This is a genomic window from Lactobacillus kefiranofaciens (assembly GCF_014656585.1).
GTDB lineage: Bacteria > Bacillota > Bacilli > Lactobacillales > Lactobacillaceae > Lactobacillus > Lactobacillus kefiranofaciens.
The window spans coordinates 389,241-408,650 of the sequence record NZ_CP061341.1; the positions used below are offsets into that span (position 1 = coordinate 389,241).

Genomic DNA, 19,410 nt, shown 5'->3' on the forward strand with positions numbered 1-19,410 from the left:
ATGAATTTTGGCTAAAGAAAAAATCCGTGTAAGATATGCACCAAGTCCAACTGGTCACTTGCACATTGGTAACGCACGTACTGCACTTTTTAACTATTTATTCGCTCGTCACAACAAGGGTACGATGGTCTTGAGAATTGAAGACACCGACCAAAAGCGTAACGTTAAGGGTGGTTCCAAGTCTCAGATGGAAAACCTTCACTGGTTAGGTATTGACTGGGATGAAGGTCCGGATAAGGGTGGCGACTACGGTCCTTATCGTCAATCAGAAAGAAAAGCAATCTACCAAAAGTACATCGATCAATTAATTGACGAAGGCAAGGCATACTACTCATACAAGACTGAGGAAGAACTTGAAACTCAACGTGAAGAACAACGTGCTGCAGGGATTGCACCTCACTACACTTATGAATATGAAGGCATGACTGCCGATGAGATTAAGCAAGCTCAAGACGAAGCTAAGGCTAAAGGCTTGAAGCCAGTTGTTCGTATTCACATTCCAGAAATGGAAACTTATTCATGGGATGATATCGTTAAGGGTCACCTTGAATTCGAATCGGACACCATCGGTGGCGACTTCGTTATTCAAAAGCGTGATGGCATGCCAACTTACAACTTTGCCGTTGTAATTGACGACCACTTAATGAAGATTACCCACGTACTTCGTGGTGATGACCATGTTTCTAACACTCCTAAGCAATTAGTTGTTTATCAAGCACTTGGCTGGAAGCCACCTAAGTTTGGTCACATGACTTTGATCATTAACTCAGAAACTGGTAAGAAGCTTTCTAAACGTGATGAATCAGTTTTGCAATTCATCGAACAATATCGTGACCTTGGTTACTTGCCAGAAGCAATGTTTAACTTCATTACTTTATTGGGTTGGTCACCAAAGGGTGAAAACGAAATCTTCAACAAGCGTGAATTTATCAAGCAATTTGATCCTGCACGTTTGTCTAAGTCACCTGCTGCTTTTGACCAAAAGAAGCTTGAATGGATTAATAACCAATACATCAAGAAGGCTGACCGTGATACCTTACTTGACTTAGCATTAAACAACTTGCAAGAAGCAGGCCTCATTGATGAACACACAACTCCAGAAAAGATGGAATGGGTTCGTCAATTGGTTAACATTTACTCAGTTCAAATGTCATATACTAAGCAAATCGTTGACATGGCTAAGATCTTCTTTGAAGATGCTAAGGATCTTTCAGATGAAGAAATCGAAGAAATCAAGAATGATGATGGTCGCGGCGTAATTGAAGAATTCAAGAAGCAATTAGACCTCATTCCAAGATTTACTTCAGTGCAAATCATGAATGCTATTCAAGCAACTCGTCATGCAACAGGTATTAAGGGTAGAAAGCTCTTTATGCCAATCAGAATTGCTACTACCCGTTCAATGGTAGGACCTGGTATTGGTGAAGCAATGGAACTTTTAGGTAAGAAGCGTGTGGTAGAACACATCGATTTAACCTTGAAGCAAATGAGCGCCAATAATCTTTAATAAAAAAGAGAATTAACAAAGAAGAAGCTGCAGAAGACTGCAACTTCTTTTTTCTTCTGCTAAAATGAGAATAGTTATTTTCATAGAAGGGATGAGTGTTAGCTGTGAAAGTCTATAATACACTGACGCGCAAAAAAGAAGAATTCAAACCATTAGTTCCAGGACAGATTAGCATGTATGTCTGTGGACCAACTGTGTATAACTATATTCACATTGGGAATGCTCGTAGTGCGATTGCCTTTGATACGATTAGACGCTACTTTGAATATAAGGGCTATAAGGTTAAGTATGTTTCTAACTTTACTGATGTAGACGATAAGATGATTAATGAGGCGCACGCTGAGGGCACTACGGTACCTAAACTGGCGGAAAAGTTCATTGATGCATTTTTAGCAGATACGACTGCGTTAAACATCGAACCAGCAACACTACATCCCCGCGCTACACATGAGATTAAAGTCATTATTAAGTTTGTTCAAACTTTAATTGATAAAGGCTACGCTTATGAAGCAGACGGCGATGTATATTACCGCGCTAGAAAATTCAAGCATTATGGCGAATTAAGCGATCAAAACATTGAACAGCTTGAAGAAGGGGCTTCGGAGCATATTAATGATGAAGAACAAAATCGTAAGGAAGATCCAATCGATTTTGCTTTATGGAAAGCGCAAAAAGAGCCCGATGAAATTGCTTGGGATTCACCATGGGGCAAAGGCCGTCCCGGCTGGCATATTGAATGTTCTGTCATGAGCACTAAATATTTGGGCAAGACGATTGATATTCATGGTGGTGGCCAAGACTTGGAGTTCCCACACCACGAAAATGAAATTGCTCAAAGTGAAGCAGAAACCGGGCAAAAGTTTGTTAATTACTGGTTGCACAATGGCTTTGTCACAGTCGGTAAAGATCAAGAAAAGATGTCCAAATCATTGCATAATTTTGTTACTGTGCATGACATCTTAAAAGAAGTGGATCCGCAAGTTTTGCGTTTCTTCATGGCTAGTGTGCAATATCGCCGGCAAATCAATTACTCAGAAGAAAATTTGAAGCAAGCCACAACGATTTTGGACCGCTTTAAAAATACTTTGACTAACATTAACTATCGCTTAACTGATGATACTGCTAGTGAAGAATCAGCCGAATTAGCTCAGGCAATTGATAAAACTGAGCAAAAATTTGTAGCTGCAATGGATGATGACTTCAACGTTCAAAATGCTTTGACTGCAATTTATGACTTACTTCCAATAATTAATGCCAACGCCAATGCGGAAAAAGCAGATAAAAAGAATTTGCAAAGATTTGCGGATAAGTTGACGGCTTGGCTGTTGGTTTTCGGTGTTGATACGAATAAACTTTGCTTACAAAGCACCGGTTCTAATGACGATGAGATTGAAAAATTGGTTAAACAGCGTGATGAAGCACGTGCCAACAAGGACTGGGCAACTAGCGACAAATTGCGTGATCAATTAAAAGAGATCGGGGTTACTATTCAAGATACCCCTCAAGGGACAAGGTGGACTCGTGACTAAAATCAAGAAATTAACTGAAAAAAATATCAATCCAGATACGTTAAATGGACAAACTTTAGCTTATTTAGGGGATGCAGTTTATGAAGTAATTATTCGCCGACATCTAGTAAAGGGCGGAATCGTAAGGCCACAAGTATTGCAGCGAGAAGCAACTCACTATGTTTCAGCTAAGGCACAGGCTGCTTTAGTTACTAAAATGCAAGATGAACAAATGTTAACAGATCAAGAATTGACTGCCTTTCGTCGTGGTCGCAATGCTAAGACGCACACTAAAGCTAAGCATACTAGTTTGAAGACTTATCAATTATCAACAGGCTTTGAAGCGATGTTAGGTTATTTAGATTTATTAAATAAAAATGATCGTGTAGCTCAGCTTAGCAAGTGGTGTATTGATACTGTGGAAGAGGATGGAATTAAGGACTATGACTTCGAATAAAGATTTTGTATTTGGGCGTCATGCTGGAATTGATTATTTGAAGACGCAAAATGCTGATAAAATCAATAAGGTTTTTTTGCAACATGGCGTACAAGAAGAATTTGCTAATCAAGTTTATGCACTTGCTAAGAAAAAAAGACTGATTGTACAAAGCGTACCTAAAAATAAGCTTGATCGCTTAGTTGATGGAGGCAATCACCAAGGCTTAGTTTTAGCAATTTCAAGTTTTGAATATGCAGATCTAGATCAATTATTGGATAAGTTTGATGAGGATGGTAAAGAACCATTTTTATTAATGTTAGATTCAATCGAAGACCCGCATAACTTAGGCTCAATTTTACGTTCAGCCGATGCTACTGGCGTTGATGGCATCATCATTCCTAAGCGTCACGCAACCGGATTAACTTCAGTTGTAGCTAAGACATCTACTGGAGCAATTGATTATGTGCCAGTTGCGCGAGTAAATAATTTAGTTCAAACAACTAAGAGTTTGAAAAAACGTGGTTACTGGATTTTTGGTACGGATATGGTTGGCGTAGACTACCGTCAATGGAATGCTAAAGGCAAGACCGTTTTGGTAATCGGCAATGAAGGTAAGGGAATTGCGCCTTTACTTAAAAAACAGATGGATCAAACAATTACTTTGCCAATGATTGGCCATGTACAATCATTAAATGCTAGTGTTGCAACCGGAGTTTTGCTTTATCAAGCTTATAACAGCAGACATCCTTTAAAATAAGAATTGATCGAGTAGACAGAAAAAATTATCTGTCTGCTTTTTTGATACACAAAAAATATGCTGTTCTAAATAAACATTCGTTTTCTTATCGTGCTCTGAGTACGACTTGTATTCTTTAAACGAGACACGGGAGAAGATGAATGAAAGCAAGAGAGAAAAAATTAATTAAGAAAGTTAAAGCAGGAGATAGTCAAGCTTTAGAAGAATTATTTAGCTTGTATAAACCATTAGTTGGTGCTGTGGTAAAAAACTACTATGTTAGTCATTATGAATGGAAAGATTGGCAGCAAGATGCAATGATTATTTGTTATGAGACCGCATTGGTATTTAATAGTAAAAAAGGCGATTTCTGTAGCTTTTATCGAACGAAGTTATTTAATCATGCTAGAACATTAGTGAGATATACAATGGCAACCAGAAGAAAGATCAATCATGAGGCTGTTTCCTGGGAAATGGTGCGTGAGCATGGTCAAATTAGTGAACCGATGCAGTCGCCTTTAGCTATTCCGGTGGATGAGACATACAATACCTTTGTCAAAAATTTATCGCGATTAGAATTAATCTCTTTACAGACAATTTTGGGAGAAATTAGTATGGAATATGCAATCGATCATTTGGGGATTGAAGCAATAAAGCTAGTTCGGGCGCGATCACGCACCTTACGAAAAATGCGGAAAGTTCTTTTTTGACATAACTTTCTAGATGCAGTAGCACTCATTTGAAATTCGTATAATACTAAACTGGCCCAATACATAGGGATGATACTCCAAAACTCATCATTATTGGACGTAAATTTTTAAAATAAATGACAAATTATGATCATGATAAATGTTGTTAATAATAATTTGAGAATTTTTGCTTTCGTTGTAATTATCTCCCCAAAATTAAATTGATTAAAGTATACTAGCTAATTCATTAAAACGTAATTTGATGTATTACATTACATACTTTTGATTGTCAATTTGTAGATGAGAAAAAGAAAGTGCGGTATAATATAAAATGTAGAATATTTTAGGAGGTAATTTAAGATGGCAGACGAAATTTTAAAGACTGCATTGTTAGACCGTCACATGAAGGAAGCTTTTGACTGGAGTGATTCAGATATGCCAGTTAGAGATGCCCTTTGGGACTACTTTATGGAAAAGAATGGTAGAGATACCATGAAGACGGAAGAAGATATGCTTCCATTTTTGAAAGACTCAGACGATAAAATCGAAGCCTTCGTTAACGAAAATCTTAAGAAGTAAATCCGACTAAAAAACAATGTTCTACGCACCGTGGTCACGCAAGTTTGACCACCATGACAGCTACTATCCGGTAGCTGTTTTTTTGTATAAGAAATAAAAGGAAAAGCAATGAATTATATTATTGGCATGGATGTAGGGACAACGGCAACTAAAGGCGTTCTTTATGATGAGAACGGTAAAGATATATTTTCTGCCAGGTATGGTTATCCGCTAATTCAAGAAGAAGTGAATCAAGCCGAAGAAGACCCACAATTGATTTTTGATGCTGTTCAAAATACTATTTTTAAATTAGCGCAAAAAGTGAAGGGACAGATTGCGGCCATTTCATGGTCGAGTCAGATGCATAGCTTGATTGGATTAGGGAGAAATAATGAGCTCTTAACTAACAGTATTACCTGGGCGGACAATCGATGTGCAAAAGTAGTGGAAAAAGCTAAAAAAAGTGGTTTAGCACGCAAGATTTATGAAAAAACTGGGATGCCCATGCACCCGATGGCGCCGATCTATAAACTTATGTGGCTGAAAAATGAGCGCCCGGAATTGTTTAACCATGCGGAAAAATGGTGTGGTATCAAGGAATATTTGATTTGGCGTTTAACGGGAAAATTGATCACCGATACAACGATGGCTGCGGGTATAGGGATGCTTAATCTAAAGACCTTAGATTGGGATCAAGAGCTTTTAGAAATCGATCAGAATAAATTACCTAAAATAGTTAAGCCTACACAGGTTATTGCTGCCGTTTACCCAGAATATGTGCAAAAGCTGGGGATAAGTACAGATACCAAAATTATTTTGGGAGCTAGTGATGGTTACTTGTCTACAATTGGAGTTAATGCAATTGATAGCGATCATTTTGCTCTAAATGTTGGGACATCAGGAGCAGTTAGAACTATCGTGGCTCAACCTAAAATAGATCGAAATGCTAGTTATTTCTGTTATCCCGTTGATAAACAGCATTATCTATTGGGCGGTCCGATAAATAATGGTGGGATTGTCTTCAATTGGGCGCGACAAACCTTATTTGATGCTAATGAAATTCCACAGGATTTCTTAGATGTCGCTCAAACCGCACCAGCCGGCAGTCGCAGTCTGATTTTTTGCCTTATTTAGGTGGTGAACGTGCTCCGATTTGGGATGCCAATGCCAGAGGATCTTTCGTGGGTTTAACGCGCATGCATCAAAAGCCTGAAATGGCGCGGGCCGTAATTGAAGGTATTATTTTTAATCTTTACGATGCGGCTTTTAGTTTGATTAAAAATACGAAAAAACCAGTTGCAATTAACGCAACTGGTGGATTTCTCAAAAGTGATTTTGTAAGGCAATTATGTGCCAATATTTTTAATATTCCAATCGTCACAATGAAAGAAGAGCAAAGTGGCACGTTAGCAGCGATGTTTTTAGCACGACAAGCATTAGGTTGGAGTAAAAAGCTTGATGAAATAGTTCAATTTGCTCAAGAAGATAAGGTTTATTTTCCGAATGAAAAAGAAGCAGCTGTTTATCAAAAGCTGTTTCCACTTTATTGTGAAATTAGGAATGATTTGGCTGCTTCTTATAGAAAAATCAGTAGATAAAAACTACTCAGATAATTTCTTGATAGGCATCATTTCGATGTAGCCTCTTGTTCCGATTGGTTCAAGTTGGATTCTAGGATTTGTTTTATCCCAAACATAGCCAATTGTCTTAGGATCGTATTTTTTAATTGCGGTTCTGACCTCTTCAATAGTTTTACCGCAATTTTCCTCAGCAAAAGGTTCGCTTTGGAACATGAGATATTTAGCTGCGGGAAGCTCGATGATATCAAAGCCTTCAGGAACTTGATTATTGTAATCAGGAGCCACCTCAACTCCTTGAACGTATTCAGAAGTACCAGGCTTACGGTATTTAGCGGGTAACCATAGACAAACGGGTTCTCCGCTGATAGATTTGATGCTCTTGAGCAATCCCCATACATCGCAACCAACTTCATCACAATAGTCTAAGTAGTCAGTGGCTTTAATGCTACGTTTGAGGATGATTTTTCTCTTAGGTTTATCAACAACTTGGATAAAAATATTTTTCGTGTTCATGGCTATATCCTTTCTATATCTATTCGGCTTAAATTTCACGCCATAAGGATTAAATAGATAAATTGGAACAGGATAGGCAGCATATTCACTAGGATTACAGTGAAATTCACGTTGAAAAGCGCGCTGATAACCATCCACGCTTTTAAACCCACTTCTTAATGCAACGTCAGTAATTCTATAATTTTGATCGCGTAATTTTAGAGCAGTTTGTGCTAAACGTAGACGCCTGATATATTTTGCCGGTGTCATATTGAGATAATTAACAAATAAGCGATAGGAATACCAAGGTGAATACAAAGAGACTTTGGATAATGCAGTAAGCGTAATTTCTTCCGATAAATGCTTTTTGATGTAATTCTGCATTCGTTGAACTGCTTCGATTTGTTCCAATTTTTATTCCTCCTTACATGTTGTATTATGCCGGATTATTTAGAAAACTACTCGACTTATTTTGCTATAAAAAAATCTCTTCAGGACAATTACCCGAAGAGATTTTTTAAATTTATTTATCTGTTTAAGCGTTCTTCACATTTTTAACAATTTGGTCAACCGTCATCCGGTTATCCTTCAAAATCTCTTTCAAAGGCACTTGATCAGTGTAGACACGTTTTTGACCATAGTTCAAAACCTTCACATCCTTGTCACCAAGGTATGAAGCAACCTTTTCACCGAAGCCACCATCAAGTACGTTGTCTTCAAGGGTGACGATTACCTTGTTTTTATCAGCTAACTTATCCAAAGCATCTTTGTCCAAAATGTTAGCTGAAACAGGGTTAACCAAAGTGGCACCAAGCTTATCAGCAACGCCTTTACCTAACATGTCGTACATGTCACCTAAGGCTAAAATAGCGACATCTTTGCCAGGCTTAATTTGATACTTAATTTCTGAATAATCGCTGGCAATGCTTTCGCCATTTTCAGGCACACGCTTAGTTGGCATCTTGATTGCAACGGGATGCTTCTTTTGCTTAATAGCCCATTCCATCATGGCTTTTTCTTCAGCTAAATTGGTTGGAGCTAGGTAGATCCAGTTAGGTAAGTTGGAGATCATGACTTGGTCAAAAATTCCAAGGTGAGTCTTAGAAGTACCGGACATGCCGCCACCAGCAACCATCATTACTACTGGTAAGTCGTTTGCGGCAACATCATGTGATAATTGGTCGAAGGCACGTTGCAAGAAAGTGGAGTTTTCAAATAAAACGGGAACTGCGCCTTCCTTAGCCATTCCGGCAGCAAAAGCAACCGATTCTTGCTCAGCGATACCGACATCATGGTAGTTTTCAGGATAGTTGTTTTTAATTTCATCAAGGCCGAAGACGCCAGGAATAGCAGCGTTGATGGCCATGATTTTTTCACCGTTTTCGATATGTTCTTTCATAACATCTAAGGCAACGGAATTAGCAGTAGGAGTGTCACTACTTGGAACCGTAGTTTTGTCGGTCTTAAGATCAAATGGCATTACCCAGTGGTGGGCTTCTTCATGGTCAATTGCAGGTTGATAGCCTTTGCCTTTTAGAGTATTAATATGAAGCAAAATTGGATGATCGACGTCTTTAACAGCTTCAAAAGTATCAATCATTGATTTAATATCATTGCCATCAGCGACATAGCGATAGTCAAAGCCTATGGCCGTAAATGGATTTTCTTTGGTTTCACCGTTTGAGTCACGCAACTTTTTCAAAGCAGTAACCAAACCGCCGACGTTTTCATCAATCGACATTTGGTTGTCGTTAACCACTACAACCAAGTTGTGTTTTTCAATAGCTGCATTGTTCAAACCTTCGTAGGCAAGCCCGCCAGTCATTGAGCCGTCCCCGATCAAGGCCATGATATTTTCGTGCTTTCCCATTAAATCACGTGCTTTAGCCATCCCAGTTGCTAAAGCAATAGAAGTTGAGGTGTGGCCAACTGCGTAGTAGTCGTATGGACTTTCATCAGGATTAGAGTAAGGAGTTACATCTTCGTAGTGATCTGGATCAAGCCAGGCTAAGGCACGACCAGTCAGCATCTTGTGCGGATAAGTTTGGTGAGAAACGTCCCACACGATTTTATCTTTTGGTGCATCAAACACATAGTGGTAAGCAATGGTTGCTTCAACGATTCCTAAGTCTGGGCCTAAGTGGCCGCCCTCAGCAGCGTCTTTTTCAAGGATTAAGGTTCTGATTTCTTGGGCTAGTTGTTCCATTTCTGGAATAGATAATTTCTTTAAGTCACTTGGACCGGAAATTTTGTTTAATAAGTATTCTGGATGTTTATTCATAGAGGAGTCCTTTTTGAAAACTATTCATGCTTATTATAGATAAGCAAAATGATTAATGAAAATATTTCGTTCTTATGGATTTCGATTAGTTTTGGTTATTGCAAAAAATAGATTATTGACAGACTTAGCTTGAAGCATATAAAATACTCAATAAGTACGTGTTTTTATAAAAAGGTTTGGAAGTGAGATTATGGCAGTGAAAAAGGCAGCCTTAGCCTGCAGTGTTTGTGGGTCACGCAACTACTCAATCACCGCAAGTAAGAATCGTACTCAGCGACTTGAACTTAATAAGTTCTGTAAGCATTGCGGCAAGAAGACATTGCACAAAGAAACGAGGTAAAAAGGTTAATGATTAAGTTTTTTAAGAGCGTTGGTCATGAAATGAAATTAGTTACTTGGCCAAGCGCCAAGCAAAATAGACATGATACTGTAACTGTTATTACTAGTTCTATTTTGTTTGCGGCATATTTAGGTGCGCTTGACTGGCTATTCAGTTGGCTAACCCAAATGATGTAATTGCTGAGAATAGCAATTATTTACTAAATATGCTACAATATTGACAGCTAAAGAAGGACCTCTGTGGGAGGTTTTTTTATTTACCCAAAATTATAAGGAGAACAAAATGGTCGAAACAGCAAAAAAGCAATGGTACGTTTTACATACTTATTCTGGCTATGAAGATAAGGTTAAGTCAGACTTATTGTCACGTGCACAAAGTATGGGGATGCAAGATTACATTTTTCGTGTAATGGTTCCTGAGGAAGAAAAAGTAGAAACTGTTCGCGGCAAAAAACAAGAAGTTGAAGAAAAGATTTTCCCAGGTTACGTTTTAGTAGAAATGGTAATGACCGATGAAAGTTGGTTCATCGTAAGAAACACTCCTAACGTAACTGGTTTCGTTGGTTCACATGGTGGTGGTTCTAAGCCTTCACCACTTCTTGAAGAAGAAGTAAATCGCTTGCTTAAGAATCAAGGTCAACCAGCTAAGAAGCCAACTGTTCATTTTGACATTGGCGAATCAGTAACTATTACAGAAGGTGCCTTCAACGGCATGGTAGGTAAGATTACTGATATTCAACCAGATAAGTACAAGGTTTATGTTTCAGTTGATATGTTTGGTCGTGCTACTACTGCCGAACTTGATTATGATCAAGTTAAGAAGTTAGACGTCAACGAATAATCTGATCTTTTAGTTGTAATTGTACCTAAACGATGTTATTCTAGTACGGTACATTTATTATTGTGGGAGGAGAAAAAAAGAAAAATTCTCCATTTTAACCGCATCACGGAATCAAGGAGGTTTTGACCGTGGCAAAGAAAGTTATTAACGTAGTTAAGTTACAAATCCCAGCTGGCGCAGCTACCCCTGCACCTCCAGTTGGTCCTGCTTTGGGTCAAGCTGGTATTAACATTGTTGGTTTTACTAAGGACTTCAATGCTAGAACCGCTGACCAAAAAGGCATGATTATCCCTGTAGTTATTACAGTATATGAAGATCGTTCATTCGAATTCATTACTAAGACTCCACCAGCACCAGTACTTTTAAAGCAAGCTGCTAAGATCAAGAAGGCTTCTGGCGAACCTAATACCAAGAAGGTTGGTAAGGTAACCAAAGACCAAGTCAAGGAAATTGCCGAGACTAAGATGAAGGACCTTAACGCTGCTGATATTGAAGCTGCTATGCGTATGGTTGAAGGTACCGCTAGAAGTATGGGTATCGAAGTCGAAGACTAATCCTGTTATTTAGATAACACATTAGGTGGGAGAGTTAAGAGAAGCTCGTTTGACCACATATACAAGGAGGAATTCACATGCCAAAGCATGGCAAGAAATATTTAGATGCTGCCAAGAAGGTAGACTCAAATAAATTATACTCAGTAGCAGAAGCTATGAAACTTGTTAAGGAAACTTCATATGCTAACTTCGATGCTACAGTTGACGTAGCTTACAACTTAAGCGTAGATCCTAAGCAAGCAGACCAACAAATTCGTGGTTCTATCGTTTTACCAAATGGTACTGGTAAGACCCAAACCGTTGTAGTATTTGCTGAAGGTCCACAAGCTGATCAAGCTAAGGCTGCAGGTGCTGACTTCGTTGGTTCAGATGACTTAGTACAAAAGATTCAAGACGGTTGGTTAGACTTTGACGTCGTAGTTGCAACCCCAATGATGATGGCTAAGGTAGGTCGTTTAGGTCGTATTCTTGGGCCTAAGGGCTTAATGCCAAACCCTAAGACTGGTACTGTTACTATGGACATCGAAAAGGCCGTTAAGAACGTTAAGGCTGGTCAAGTAGAATACCGTGTTGACCGTCAAGCAGCTATTCATACTGCTATTGGTAAGGTATCATTCACTGAAGACCAATTAGTTGAAAACTTTGACGCTTTACGTGACGTTATTTTGCGTGCTCGTCCAGCTTCAGCTAAGGGTCAATACATTAAGAGTGTTGCTGTTTCATCAACATTTGGTCCTGGGATCAAGCTTGATCCATTAAACTTGGACTAATCTTAAAATAGATTAATAAAAGCCTCGCATTTGCGAGGCTTTTTTATTTGCCCACGAAAAACTAAATTATGGCTTAAGAAGCTATGGACATAATTGACCTAGTATTTTTTGACATGGTATCATTAATTGTCTATATGAAATCGGATTCGTTTACTTAAGGAAAATGCTAATGAAAAAAAATTCCATTGGAAAAATACTTATCTTAGTACTGCTGATGTTAGCCTTGGTAACTGGCTGTGCTAAGAATAATTCTAAGATTACTATCGTTGGTTCCAGTGCATTGCAGCTTCTAGCAGAGCAGGCTGGTAATGATTATCGGTTGACCCATCCAAATAGCAATATTGTTGTTCAAGGTGGGGGATCAGGTACTGGTTTAAGTCAAGTGCAAGCTGGCGCTGTCCAGATTGGAACCTCTGATATTTTTGCGGAGACGAAAAAAGGCATCGATACGAAGAAACTTAAAGACTATAAAGTGGCGGTTGTTGGTATCGTACCAATTGTCAATAAAGGCGTAGGTGTTAAAAACGTCTCTATGAAACAACTACGAGAGATTTTTACTGGTAAGTTAACGAATTGGCGGCAACTTGGTGGTAAGAATGTTCCAATTATTGTCATTAACCGTTCTAAGGGGAGCGGTACCAAAGACTCTTTTGAAGATATTGTTCTCCCTAAGCAAAAAGCTATTAAGTCACAAGAACAAGATTCAAATGGTGCAGTTAAGAAAATCGTTGATACCACACCGGGAACGATTAGCTATTTGTCCTTCCCATATGCTAACGGCAATAATATTCAAAAGCTAAGCATTGATGGTGTTAAGCCAACTAATAAAAATATCACCACTAATAAGTGGCAACTATGGGCTTATCAGCATATGTATACTAAAGGCGAGCCAAATAAGGAGACTAAGTCTTTTATCAAGTATATGTTGAGTAAAAAGGTGCAAGATGACCTTGTTCCTAAAGTTGGCTATTTGAGTATTAAAGATATTAAGGTAGCCCGTGACAGTAATAATCGAGTTATTAAATAGAAAGAATTTATGGACAATAAAGATAAATTAAAAGAAGTTGTTGATCAGGCGATTGCTGATCAGCAAGTTCCACACGTCAAATTAAAGAAAATCGGTCCGAGTAGTGTCAACATTGATAAACTAACCAAGCCATCCAAAGAAACCCACCAAGAATACTGGGGCAAGGGTCTAACTTATTTGGCAATTGGTTTAATCATTATATTAGTAGTCTCAATTATCGGTTTTGTGGGCTATCATGGTCTAGCTACTTTTACGAATGACCATGTTAATATTTTTCACTTTTTGACCTCGACGGATTGGGATCCAGGCGAAGGCAAGAATCATGTCGGTGCCGCGGTGATGATCGTTACCTCATTTGCGGTAACTTTACTTGCAGCCTTAGTGGCTACGCCATTTGCCATTGCGATTGCTCTTTATATGACTGAATATTCTTCTAAAAAGGGAGCAAATTTCCTGCAATCAGTAACGGAATTATTAGTTGGTATCCCTTCAGTAGTTTACGGTTTCTTGGGATTAACACTGATTATTCCAGCAATTAGAACGCTATTTGGCGGCACTGGTTTTGGTATTTTAGCGGCGACCTTGGTTTTATTCGTTATGGTTTTGCCAACGATTACTTCTTTAACGGTCGATAGTTTAAAAGCAGTACCGAATCATTTTAGAAAAGCTTCGATGGCCTTGGGTGCAACTCATTGGCAGACGATTTATCACGTTGTTTTGCGCGTAGCTACGCCAAGAATTTTAACAGCGGTAATCTTCGGGATGGCCAGAGCCTTCGGAGAAGCCTTAGCCGTACAAATGGTTATCGGTAACGCAGTCCTCATGCCATACAACTTGGTCAGCCCATCCGCAACACTGACTAGTCAGTTGACCAGTCAAATGGGAAACACGGTTATGGGTACCTTGCCAAACAACGCATTGTGGTCATTGGCACTCTTACTGTTAATCATGTCATTGGTATTTAACTTCTTGGTTAAATTAATCGGAAAGAAGGGACAAAAGTAGAATGGATGCAAAAAAGAGAGACAAACTGGCTACTATCATCATTTACATCCTGGTAGGAATTGTTGTCTTGATCTTAGCTGGTATTGTCGGCAATATTTTGATATCTGGTATTCCGCATTTGTCCTGGCATTTCTTAACTTCTGAAGCATCATCATATCAAGCTGGTGGTGGGGTAAGAGATCAATTGTTCAATTCGCTTTATCTATTGATCCTTACTACCATCATTTCATTGCCAATCGCTTTAGGAGCAGCAATTTATCTAGCTGAATATGCCAAAGATAATTGGATAACCAATTTAATTAGAACAACTATCCAGATCTTGAGTTCTTTGCCATCAATTGTAGTAGGTTTATTTGGCTACTTGCTCTTCGTAGTGCAATTCGGCTTAGGCTTTTCGATTATCTCTGGTGCTTTGGCATTAACATTTTTTAATTTGCCAATCTTAACCAGCAATATCGAAGAAGCAATTAAAGGTGTGCCACAGGAGCAACGTGAAGCGGGCCTAGCTTTAGGTTTATCCAATTGGAAAACTATTCGTGGGATCGTATTACCAGCTGCTTTGCCTGGTATTTTGACTGGGATTATCTTAAGTGCCGGCCGAATCTTCGGAGAAGCTGCTGCCTTAATTTATACGGCGGGTCAAAGTGGGTCTACCATTAACTACGCTGACTGGAATCCGCTTAGTCCAACCAGTCCGCTGAATGTAATGCGTCCAGCCGAAACATTAGCCGTTCACATTTGGAAAGTTAATACTGAAGGCATTATTCCTGATGCTACAATTGTTTCCGCCGCAACTTCCGCCTTATTGGTAATTGTCGTAATTGTCTTTAACTTAGGTGCGCGGTACTTAGGCAACAAGTTGTATCGTAAATTAACTGCAGCAAAGTAGGTGAAAGAATGCAGGATTTAAAACCAAGTTATATTAAAACCTTCGCTAAAGATGATTTAGAGCTTTCCACCAAGGACTTGAGCGTCTTATATGGTGGCAAAGTACAAAAATTATTTGATGCTAGTTTACAATTCAAAGAGCATACGATCACTGCTTTGATTGGTGCATCTGGCTCAGGCAAGTCTACCTTTTTGCGTTCACTCAACCGCATGAATGACCGTGTAGCTAAAATTAACGGTGAGATTTGGTTCCATGGCTTAGATGTCAATCAGCCAAATATCAATGTGTACGAATTGCGGAAAAATATCGGCATGGTCTTTCAGCGACCTAATCCATTTCCAAAATCTATTCGTGAAAATATTGTCTACGCCTTAAAGGCTGACGGTCAAAATGATAAAAATGAGCTCGATCGGATCGTTGAAGAAAGTTTGCGGGCCGCTGCTTTATGGGATGAAGTAAAAGATAAGCTCGATAAAAGCGCATTGGCTTTATCCGGTGGTCAGCAGCAGCGCTTGTGTATTGCTAGAGCCTTAGCTGTTAAGCCGGAAGTTTTATTGTTAGATGAGCCAGCTAGTGCGCTAGATCCTGTTTCTACTTCAAAATTGGAAGATACATTGAAGCAGCTCAGAAGCAGATATACGATGATCATGGTAACGCATAACATGCAGCAGGCTTCAAGAATCAGCGATTACACGGCATTCTTCCATTTAGGACATGTAATAGAATACAATTCTACTGCCGAGATCTTTACTAATCCTAAAGGAAAGATTACTGAAGATTATATTCAGGGAAGTTTTGGTTAAAATGACAACAATAATTTCAGCAAAAGATGTACATCTGAGTTACGGTGACTATGAAGCATTGCATGGCATCAATCTTAACTTTCAAGAAAAAGAATTGACTGCTTTGATTGGCCCATCAGGTTGTGGTAAATCAACGTTTTTGCGTTGCTTGAACCGGATGAACGACGATATCGAAAATATTAAGATCACTGGTGAAATCAAATTTGATAAGCAGGATATTTATAGTTCTAAGATGGATTTAGTCGAATTACGAAAAGAAGTCGGCATGGTCTTTCAGCAACCAGCACCATTTCCATTTTCAGTTTATGATAATGTAGCTTATGGTCTAAAGATCGCTGGTGTAAAGGATAAAGAATTAATTGATCAGCGCGTTGAAGAAAGCTTAAAGCAGGCTGCTATTTGGAAGGAAACCAAGGATAACTTAAAGCGAAATGCTCAAGCATTTTCCGGTGGTCAGCAGCAGAGAATTTGTATTGCTCGTGCTTTGGCCGTTAGACCTAAAGTAGTGTTGCTTGATGAACCAACGAGTGCGCTAGATCCAATTTCAAGTAGTGAAATTGAAGAAACACTAATGGATTTAAAGCATAAATATACTTTCATTATGGTGACCCACAACTTGCAGCAGGCTGGTCGAATTTCTGATCAGACAGCTTTTCTAATGAATGGCGATTTAATCGAAGCTGGTCCAACTGAGAAAATATTTATTGCACCTAAAAAACAAATTACAAGTGATTACCTTAACGGTCGTTTTGGATAAAATTTTTGAGGTATAAAGATGTACGAAATATTTTTAGATGAATTAAAAAAATTGAACACGCAATTCATGGAAATGGGTGTGTTTGTTAACGACAATATTGATGATGCAACAAGAGCGTTTGTTGATCACAATAAGGAGAAAGCTAAGTCAATGGTTGATGATGAGGAGAAAATCCCTAGCGAATCAATTGATATTCAAAAGCAAGCTTTGAAATTAATGGCTTTGCAGCAACCAGTAGCAACAGATTTTAGAGTTGTGATTAGTATTTTAAAGGCTACAACTGACTTAGAGCGGATTGGCGAAAATGCAATGAGTATTGCGCTTGAAACGATTAGAGTAAAGGGAAATCCAAGAATTCCAGAAGTAGAAGAAATTATTTCTAACATGACTCATAATGTGCGTCATATGCTGATTCAAGTATTAACAGCTTATGTTCAAGATGATGAAAAAATGGCGCGCGATGTTGCTAGTCGAGACAGTATTATTGATCATGATTATGTGCGTGCTCGCCAATTAATTGTTGATGGGATTGAAGGCGATCCTTCACGGGCAATGGCTTCATCAAGTTACTTTGTAGTAACTAGATTACTTGAGCGAATTGGCGATCATATTGTTAATTTAGCCAGTTGGGTTATTTACAAAACTACTGGTGAATTGGAAGAATTGAGTAATCCGACAGAAAATTTAACTATCTAAGAAAAGGGGTGTATGCCTTTTTTGTATATTTCTTTATAAATTAAAAAATATATATTTTACTTTTTAAGTAAGGATAGTCATAATGTAGAGGAACCGAAAAAGTACTTTAAATTTATGTCCTGTTATTTAGAGTGCAAGGATGTATCGTCTATCATAAGGGGGAAATTATGACTACAATTTTGGTAAACGACATCGTACCTATTTTGATTATCATGTTATTGGGGTACGTATGTGGTAAGTTTACATTCTTTGACGATGATCAACGTTAGGGATTGAATAAGTTAGTGTTAAACATTGCTTTGCCAGCTGCTTTGTTCATTTCAATTGTTAAAGCTACTAGGAAAATGTTTGCACAAGATATCGTTTTAACAATGATCTCATTAGTTGGAGTTACTGGTTTATTCATGCTGAGTTATTACTTGGATAAATTAATGTTCCATAGATCAACGCAAGAAGCTGCTATTTGTGCGATGATTGCTGGTTCACCAACCATCGGTTTTTTAGGCTTTGCGGTACTTGATCCTATTTATGGGAATAACGCAACTACTAATTTGGTTATCGGAATTGTTTCTATCGTAGTTAATGCGGTTACTATTCCGTTAGGCTTATCTTTGATTAATAAAGGTCAAAATGCTTTGAAGTCCAAGGTGGCTAATAAGAAGAGCAATGGTTCTACTCAAGTCGAAGTTAAGCTGCCTAAGAAAGGAACTAGCGCAGTAACTACTAAGAAGGTTGCTGTTCCTGACGATGTACCAGTTAGCGATGAAGAAGCTAAGGCACTTAAGGAAGTTGGTATCCAACGTGAAATTGATTTAGTTCATTCAGAATTTGAAAACCGCGCTGGCAAGGGCAAGGCTGCTGCTAAGAACTCAACTTGGAGTTCAATTGTTGATGCTATTAAAAAGCCAGTTGCTGCAGCTCCATTAATTGCTGTAATCTTGGTTTTAATTGGCATTAGAATCCCAACTTCATGGGCACCAACCTTTGATTTAATTGCTAAGGCAAATGCCGGTGTAGCTGTTTTGGCCGCTGGTTTGGCATTATCAACTGTTAAGTTCTCAATTGATAAGGAAGTTATTTGGAACACTTTCTTCCGTTTGTTCTTGACTCCAGCAATCATTGTTCTTGCTGCATACCTTTGCGGCATGGGCTCAGATCCAACTAAGATCTCAATGCTTTGCCTCGCAACCGGTTTGCCACCTGCATTTTCAGGTATTATCATTTCAAGTCGTTACAACATTTATGTTAAGGAAGGGGCAAGTTCAGTTGCCGTTTCAACCGTTTTCTTTGCAGTAAGTTGTATCTTCTGGATTTGGTTATTACCAATTATTGCTGGCGTATTCCATTAGTTAACAAGTTTAAAATAAACAAAAAATCGACCTAAAAAGTCGATTTTTTTATTTTGGTTTTATTTTTTGTCTTTGATAGGGATGCAACCGGCAATAAAGATAGCCCCACCAATGATTAACCAGAGATTATTTTGCAGTAAATAAGCAAAATTAGCGATTAGAATTCCTAGAACAATAATTAACCAATCTATCAATAAAAAACTTTTAGCTTTTGTTGATAATGGACTGAAGCTTTGAATAATGCTTAGGATAGATTGAGCAACTACTACGATAGCTAAAATGATCCACAGTAAATTGGAGGCGAGTGCACTCATTTTGCCGCCAGCATTAATAATGTCGCGAATACTTATAAAAATTACTGTAATTCCCAGCAATAAAAATAGAATATTGCGTAACTTAGTTAAAATTCGATTTTTTCGTTCTTGATTAGTCATGATTTTCTCCAATCTTTTCTAATTATCTTACAGAAGTTGGGTTAATTTGTAAATTTCCTCTTGTTATTTCTAGTTTTCCCTGCTATACTAAATAACTGTAAATTCTACCTAAGACTCGGGTGGCATGACGCCTTAAAATCCCGCCGAGGCCAGAAG

Annotated in this window: 21 protein-coding genes, 1 pseudogene and 1 other annotated feature (1 of these 23 cut by a window edge); of the genes and pseudogenes, 19 read left to right on the plus strand and 3 right to left on the minus strand. The window is 38.4% G+C overall.

All coding sequences use genetic code 11. The features are described 5' to 3' along the window. Positions 1 to 7: 7 nt before the first annotated feature. The 7 genes and pseudogenes from gltX (at position 8) to ICI50_RS01980 (ending at position 7,035) form a co-directional block, all read left to right on the plus strand. On the plus strand, positions 8 to 1,507 hold the full coding sequence (gene gltX, locus ICI50_RS01950) for a glutamate--tRNA ligase (protein ID WP_188891847.1): 1,500 nt from the start codon (positions 8 to 10) through the stop codon (positions 1,505 to 1,507). Positions 1,508 to 1,611: 104 nt separating this feature from the next. Further along, entirely contained in the window at positions 1,612 to 3,036 is a 1,425-nt protein-coding gene (cysS, locus tag ICI50_RS01955) for a cysteine--tRNA ligase (protein ID WP_420864882.1), read from the plus strand. Continuing rightward, on the plus strand, positions 3,029 to 3,472 hold the full coding sequence (locus ICI50_RS01960; RefSeq protein WP_013853546.1) for a Mini-ribonuclease 3: 444 nt from the start codon (positions 3,029 to 3,031) through the stop codon (positions 3,470 to 3,472). Before cysS ends, ICI50_RS01960 begins: the two co-directional genes overlap by 8 nt. After that, complete coding sequence (gene rlmB, locus ICI50_RS01965) at positions 3,459 to 4,211, plus strand: 23S rRNA (guanosine(2251)-2'-O)-methyltransferase RlmB (RefSeq protein ID WP_188891849.1); 753 nt, start codon at positions 3,459 to 3,461, stop codon at positions 4,209 to 4,211. Before ICI50_RS01960 ends, rlmB begins: the two co-directional genes overlap by 14 nt. Before the next feature lie 140 nt (positions 4,212 to 4,351). After that, a complete protein-coding gene (locus tag ICI50_RS01970) occupies positions 4,352 to 4,900 on the plus strand; it encodes a DNA-directed RNA polymerase subunit sigma (protein ID WP_013853548.1) in 549 nt (182 codons plus the stop codon). A 339-nt stretch (positions 4,901 to 5,239) separates the two neighbouring features. Then, complete coding sequence (locus tag ICI50_RS01975; protein ID WP_013853549.1) at positions 5,240 to 5,458, plus strand: P8 family protein; 219 nt, start codon at positions 5,240 to 5,242, stop codon at positions 5,456 to 5,458. 108 nt (positions 5,459 to 5,566) lie between these two features. Continuing rightward, positions 5,567 to 7,035, plus strand: a pseudogene (locus ICI50_RS01980) (gluconokinase). A gap of 3 nt (positions 7,036 to 7,038) precedes the next feature. On the opposite strand, the gene ICI50_RS01985 reads toward ICI50_RS01980, so the two are convergent. Next, positions 7,039 to 7,920 (minus strand): helix-turn-helix domain-containing protein, encoded by an 882-nt coding sequence (locus ICI50_RS01985; RefSeq protein WP_025084053.1) that lies wholly within the window; start codon positions 7,918 to 7,920, stop codon positions 7,039 to 7,041. A 124-nt stretch (positions 7,921 to 8,044) separates the two neighbouring features. Then, positions 8,045 to 9,790, minus strand: coding sequence for a 1-deoxy-D-xylulose-5-phosphate synthase (locus tag ICI50_RS01990; RefSeq protein WP_013853552.1), 1,746 nt, complete (start codon positions 9,788 to 9,790; stop codon positions 8,045 to 8,047). Between the two features lie 190 nt (positions 9,791 to 9,980). On the opposite strand from ICI50_RS01990, the gene rpmG reads away from it, so the two are divergent. From rpmG to ICI50_RS02050, 12 genes are all read left to right on the plus strand, one after another. After that, positions 9,981 to 10,130: a 50S ribosomal protein L33 gene (gene rpmG, locus ICI50_RS01995; protein WP_082598958.1), complete on the plus strand. Its 150-nt coding sequence runs from the start codon at positions 9,981 to 9,983 to the stop codon at positions 10,128 to 10,130. 8 nt (positions 10,131 to 10,138) lie between these two features. After that, the gene (gene secE / locus ICI50_RS02000) at positions 10,139 to 10,306 is read left to right on the plus strand and encodes a preprotein translocase subunit SecE (RefSeq protein ID WP_013853554.1); all 168 of its coding nucleotides are present in this window, start codon (positions 10,139 to 10,141) and stop codon (positions 10,304 to 10,306) included. 106 nt (positions 10,307 to 10,412) lie between these two features. Then, the gene (gene nusG, locus ICI50_RS02005; RefSeq protein ID WP_013853555.1) at positions 10,413 to 10,970 is read left to right on the plus strand and encodes a transcription termination/antitermination protein NusG; all 558 of its coding nucleotides are present in this window, start codon (positions 10,413 to 10,415) and stop codon (positions 10,968 to 10,970) included. Between the two features lie 128 nt (positions 10,971 to 11,098). Continuing rightward, positions 11,099 to 11,524 (plus strand): 50S ribosomal protein L11, encoded by a 426-nt coding sequence (gene rplK, locus ICI50_RS02010; protein WP_013853556.1) that lies wholly within the window; start codon positions 11,099 to 11,101, stop codon positions 11,522 to 11,524. A 77-nt stretch (positions 11,525 to 11,601) separates the two neighbouring features. After that, positions 11,602 to 12,294, plus strand: a complete 693-nt coding sequence (rplA, locus tag ICI50_RS02015) for a 50S ribosomal protein L1 (RefSeq protein WP_013853557.1) — start codon at positions 11,602 to 11,604, stop codon at positions 12,292 to 12,294. Positions 12,295 to 12,463: 169 nt separating this feature from the next. After that, on the plus strand, positions 12,464 to 13,321 hold the full coding sequence (locus ICI50_RS02020) for a phosphate ABC transporter substrate-binding protein (protein ID WP_188891851.1): 858 nt from the start codon (positions 12,464 to 12,466) through the stop codon (positions 13,319 to 13,321). Positions 13,322 to 13,330: 9 nt separating this feature from the next. Beyond that, positions 13,331 to 14,326: a phosphate ABC transporter permease subunit PstC gene (gene pstC, locus ICI50_RS02025; protein ID WP_054640122.1), complete on the plus strand. Its 996-nt coding sequence runs from the start codon at positions 13,331 to 13,333 to the stop codon at positions 14,324 to 14,326. 1 nt (position 14,327) lies between these two features. Then, on the plus strand, positions 14,328 to 15,215 hold the full coding sequence (pstA, locus tag ICI50_RS02030) for a phosphate ABC transporter permease PstA (RefSeq protein ID WP_013853560.1): 888 nt from the start codon (positions 14,328 to 14,330) through the stop codon (positions 15,213 to 15,215). An 8-nt stretch (positions 15,216 to 15,223) separates the two neighbouring features. Beyond that, positions 15,224 to 16,018 carry a phosphate ABC transporter ATP-binding protein PstB gene (pstB, locus tag ICI50_RS02035; RefSeq protein WP_188891853.1) on the plus strand — a complete coding sequence of 265 codons (795 nt, stop codon included), beginning with the start codon at positions 15,224 to 15,226 and terminating at the stop codon, positions 16,016 to 16,018. 1 nt (position 16,019) lies between these two features. Further along, entirely contained in the window at positions 16,020 to 16,775 is a 756-nt protein-coding gene (gene pstB / locus ICI50_RS02040; RefSeq protein ID WP_188891855.1) for a phosphate ABC transporter ATP-binding protein PstB, read from the plus strand. A gap of 18 nt (positions 16,776 to 16,793) precedes the next feature. Further along, entirely contained in the window at positions 16,794 to 17,471 is a 678-nt protein-coding gene (gene phoU / locus ICI50_RS02045) for a phosphate signaling complex protein PhoU (RefSeq protein ID WP_188891856.1), read from the plus strand. A 272-nt stretch (positions 17,472 to 17,743) separates the two neighbouring features. Then, the gene (locus ICI50_RS02050; RefSeq protein ID WP_226908580.1) at positions 17,744 to 18,820 is read left to right on the plus strand and encodes an AEC family transporter; all 1,077 of its coding nucleotides are present in this window, start codon (positions 17,744 to 17,746) and stop codon (positions 18,818 to 18,820) included. Between the two features lie 59 nt (positions 18,821 to 18,879). Here ICI50_RS02050 and ICI50_RS02055 read toward each other — a convergent pair whose 3' ends face one another. Continuing rightward, positions 18,880 to 19,254 carry a hypothetical protein gene (locus ICI50_RS02055; protein ID WP_013853565.1) on the minus strand — a complete coding sequence of 125 codons (375 nt, stop codon included), beginning with the start codon at positions 19,252 to 19,254 and terminating at the stop codon, positions 18,880 to 18,882. 89 nt (positions 19,255 to 19,343) lie between these two features. Continuing rightward, positions 19,344 to 19,410: a sequence feature (ribosomal protein L10 leader region), on the plus strand (it continues 55 nt past the right edge of the window).

Excerpts from the sequence above, each read along its gene's own strand:
- rlmB (WP_188891849.1), top strand. The coding sequence starts at position 3,459 with ATGACTTCGAATAAAGATTTTGTATTTGGGCGTCATGCTGGAATTGAT.
- ICI50_RS01970 (WP_013853548.1), top strand. The coding sequence starts at position 4,352 with ATGAAAGCAAGAGAGAAAAAATTAATTAAGAAAGTTAAAGCAGGAGAT.
- ICI50_RS01975 (WP_013853549.1), top strand. The coding sequence starts at position 5,240 with ATGGCAGACGAAATTTTAAAGACTGCATTGTTAGACCGTCACATGAAG.
- ICI50_RS01990 (WP_013853552.1), bottom strand. The coding sequence starts at position 9,790 with ATGAATAAACATCCAGAATACTTATTAAACAAAATTTCCGGTCCAAGT.
- rpmG (WP_082598958.1), top strand. The coding sequence starts at position 9,981 with ATGGCAGTGAAAAAGGCAGCCTTAGCCTGCAGTGTTTGTGGGTCACGC.
- secE (WP_013853554.1), top strand. The coding sequence starts at position 10,139 with ATGATTAAGTTTTTTAAGAGCGTTGGTCATGAAATGAAATTAGTTACT.
- nusG (WP_013853555.1), top strand. The coding sequence starts at position 10,413 with ATGGTCGAAACAGCAAAAAAGCAATGGTACGTTTTACATACTTATTCT.
- rplA (WP_013853557.1), top strand. The coding sequence starts at position 11,602 with ATGCCAAAGCATGGCAAGAAATATTTAGATGCTGCCAAGAAGGTAGAC.
- ICI50_RS02020 (WP_188891851.1), top strand. The coding sequence starts at position 12,464 with ATGAAAAAAAATTCCATTGGAAAAATACTTATCTTAGTACTGCTGATG.
- pstC (WP_054640122.1), top strand. The coding sequence starts at position 13,331 with ATGGACAATAAAGATAAATTAAAAGAAGTTGTTGATCAGGCGATTGCT.
- pstA (WP_013853560.1), top strand. The coding sequence starts at position 14,328 with ATGGATGCAAAAAAGAGAGACAAACTGGCTACTATCATCATTTACATC.
- pstB (WP_188891853.1), top strand. The coding sequence starts at position 15,224 with ATGCAGGATTTAAAACCAAGTTATATTAAAACCTTCGCTAAAGATGAT.
- pstB (WP_188891855.1), top strand. The coding sequence starts at position 16,020 with ATGACAACAATAATTTCAGCAAAAGATGTACATCTGAGTTACGGTGAC.
- phoU (WP_188891856.1), top strand. The coding sequence starts at position 16,794 with ATGTACGAAATATTTTTAGATGAATTAAAAAAATTGAACACGCAATTC.
- ICI50_RS02055 (WP_013853565.1), bottom strand. The coding sequence starts at position 19,254 with ATGACTAATCAAGAACGAAAAAATCGAATTTTAACTAAGTTACGCAAT.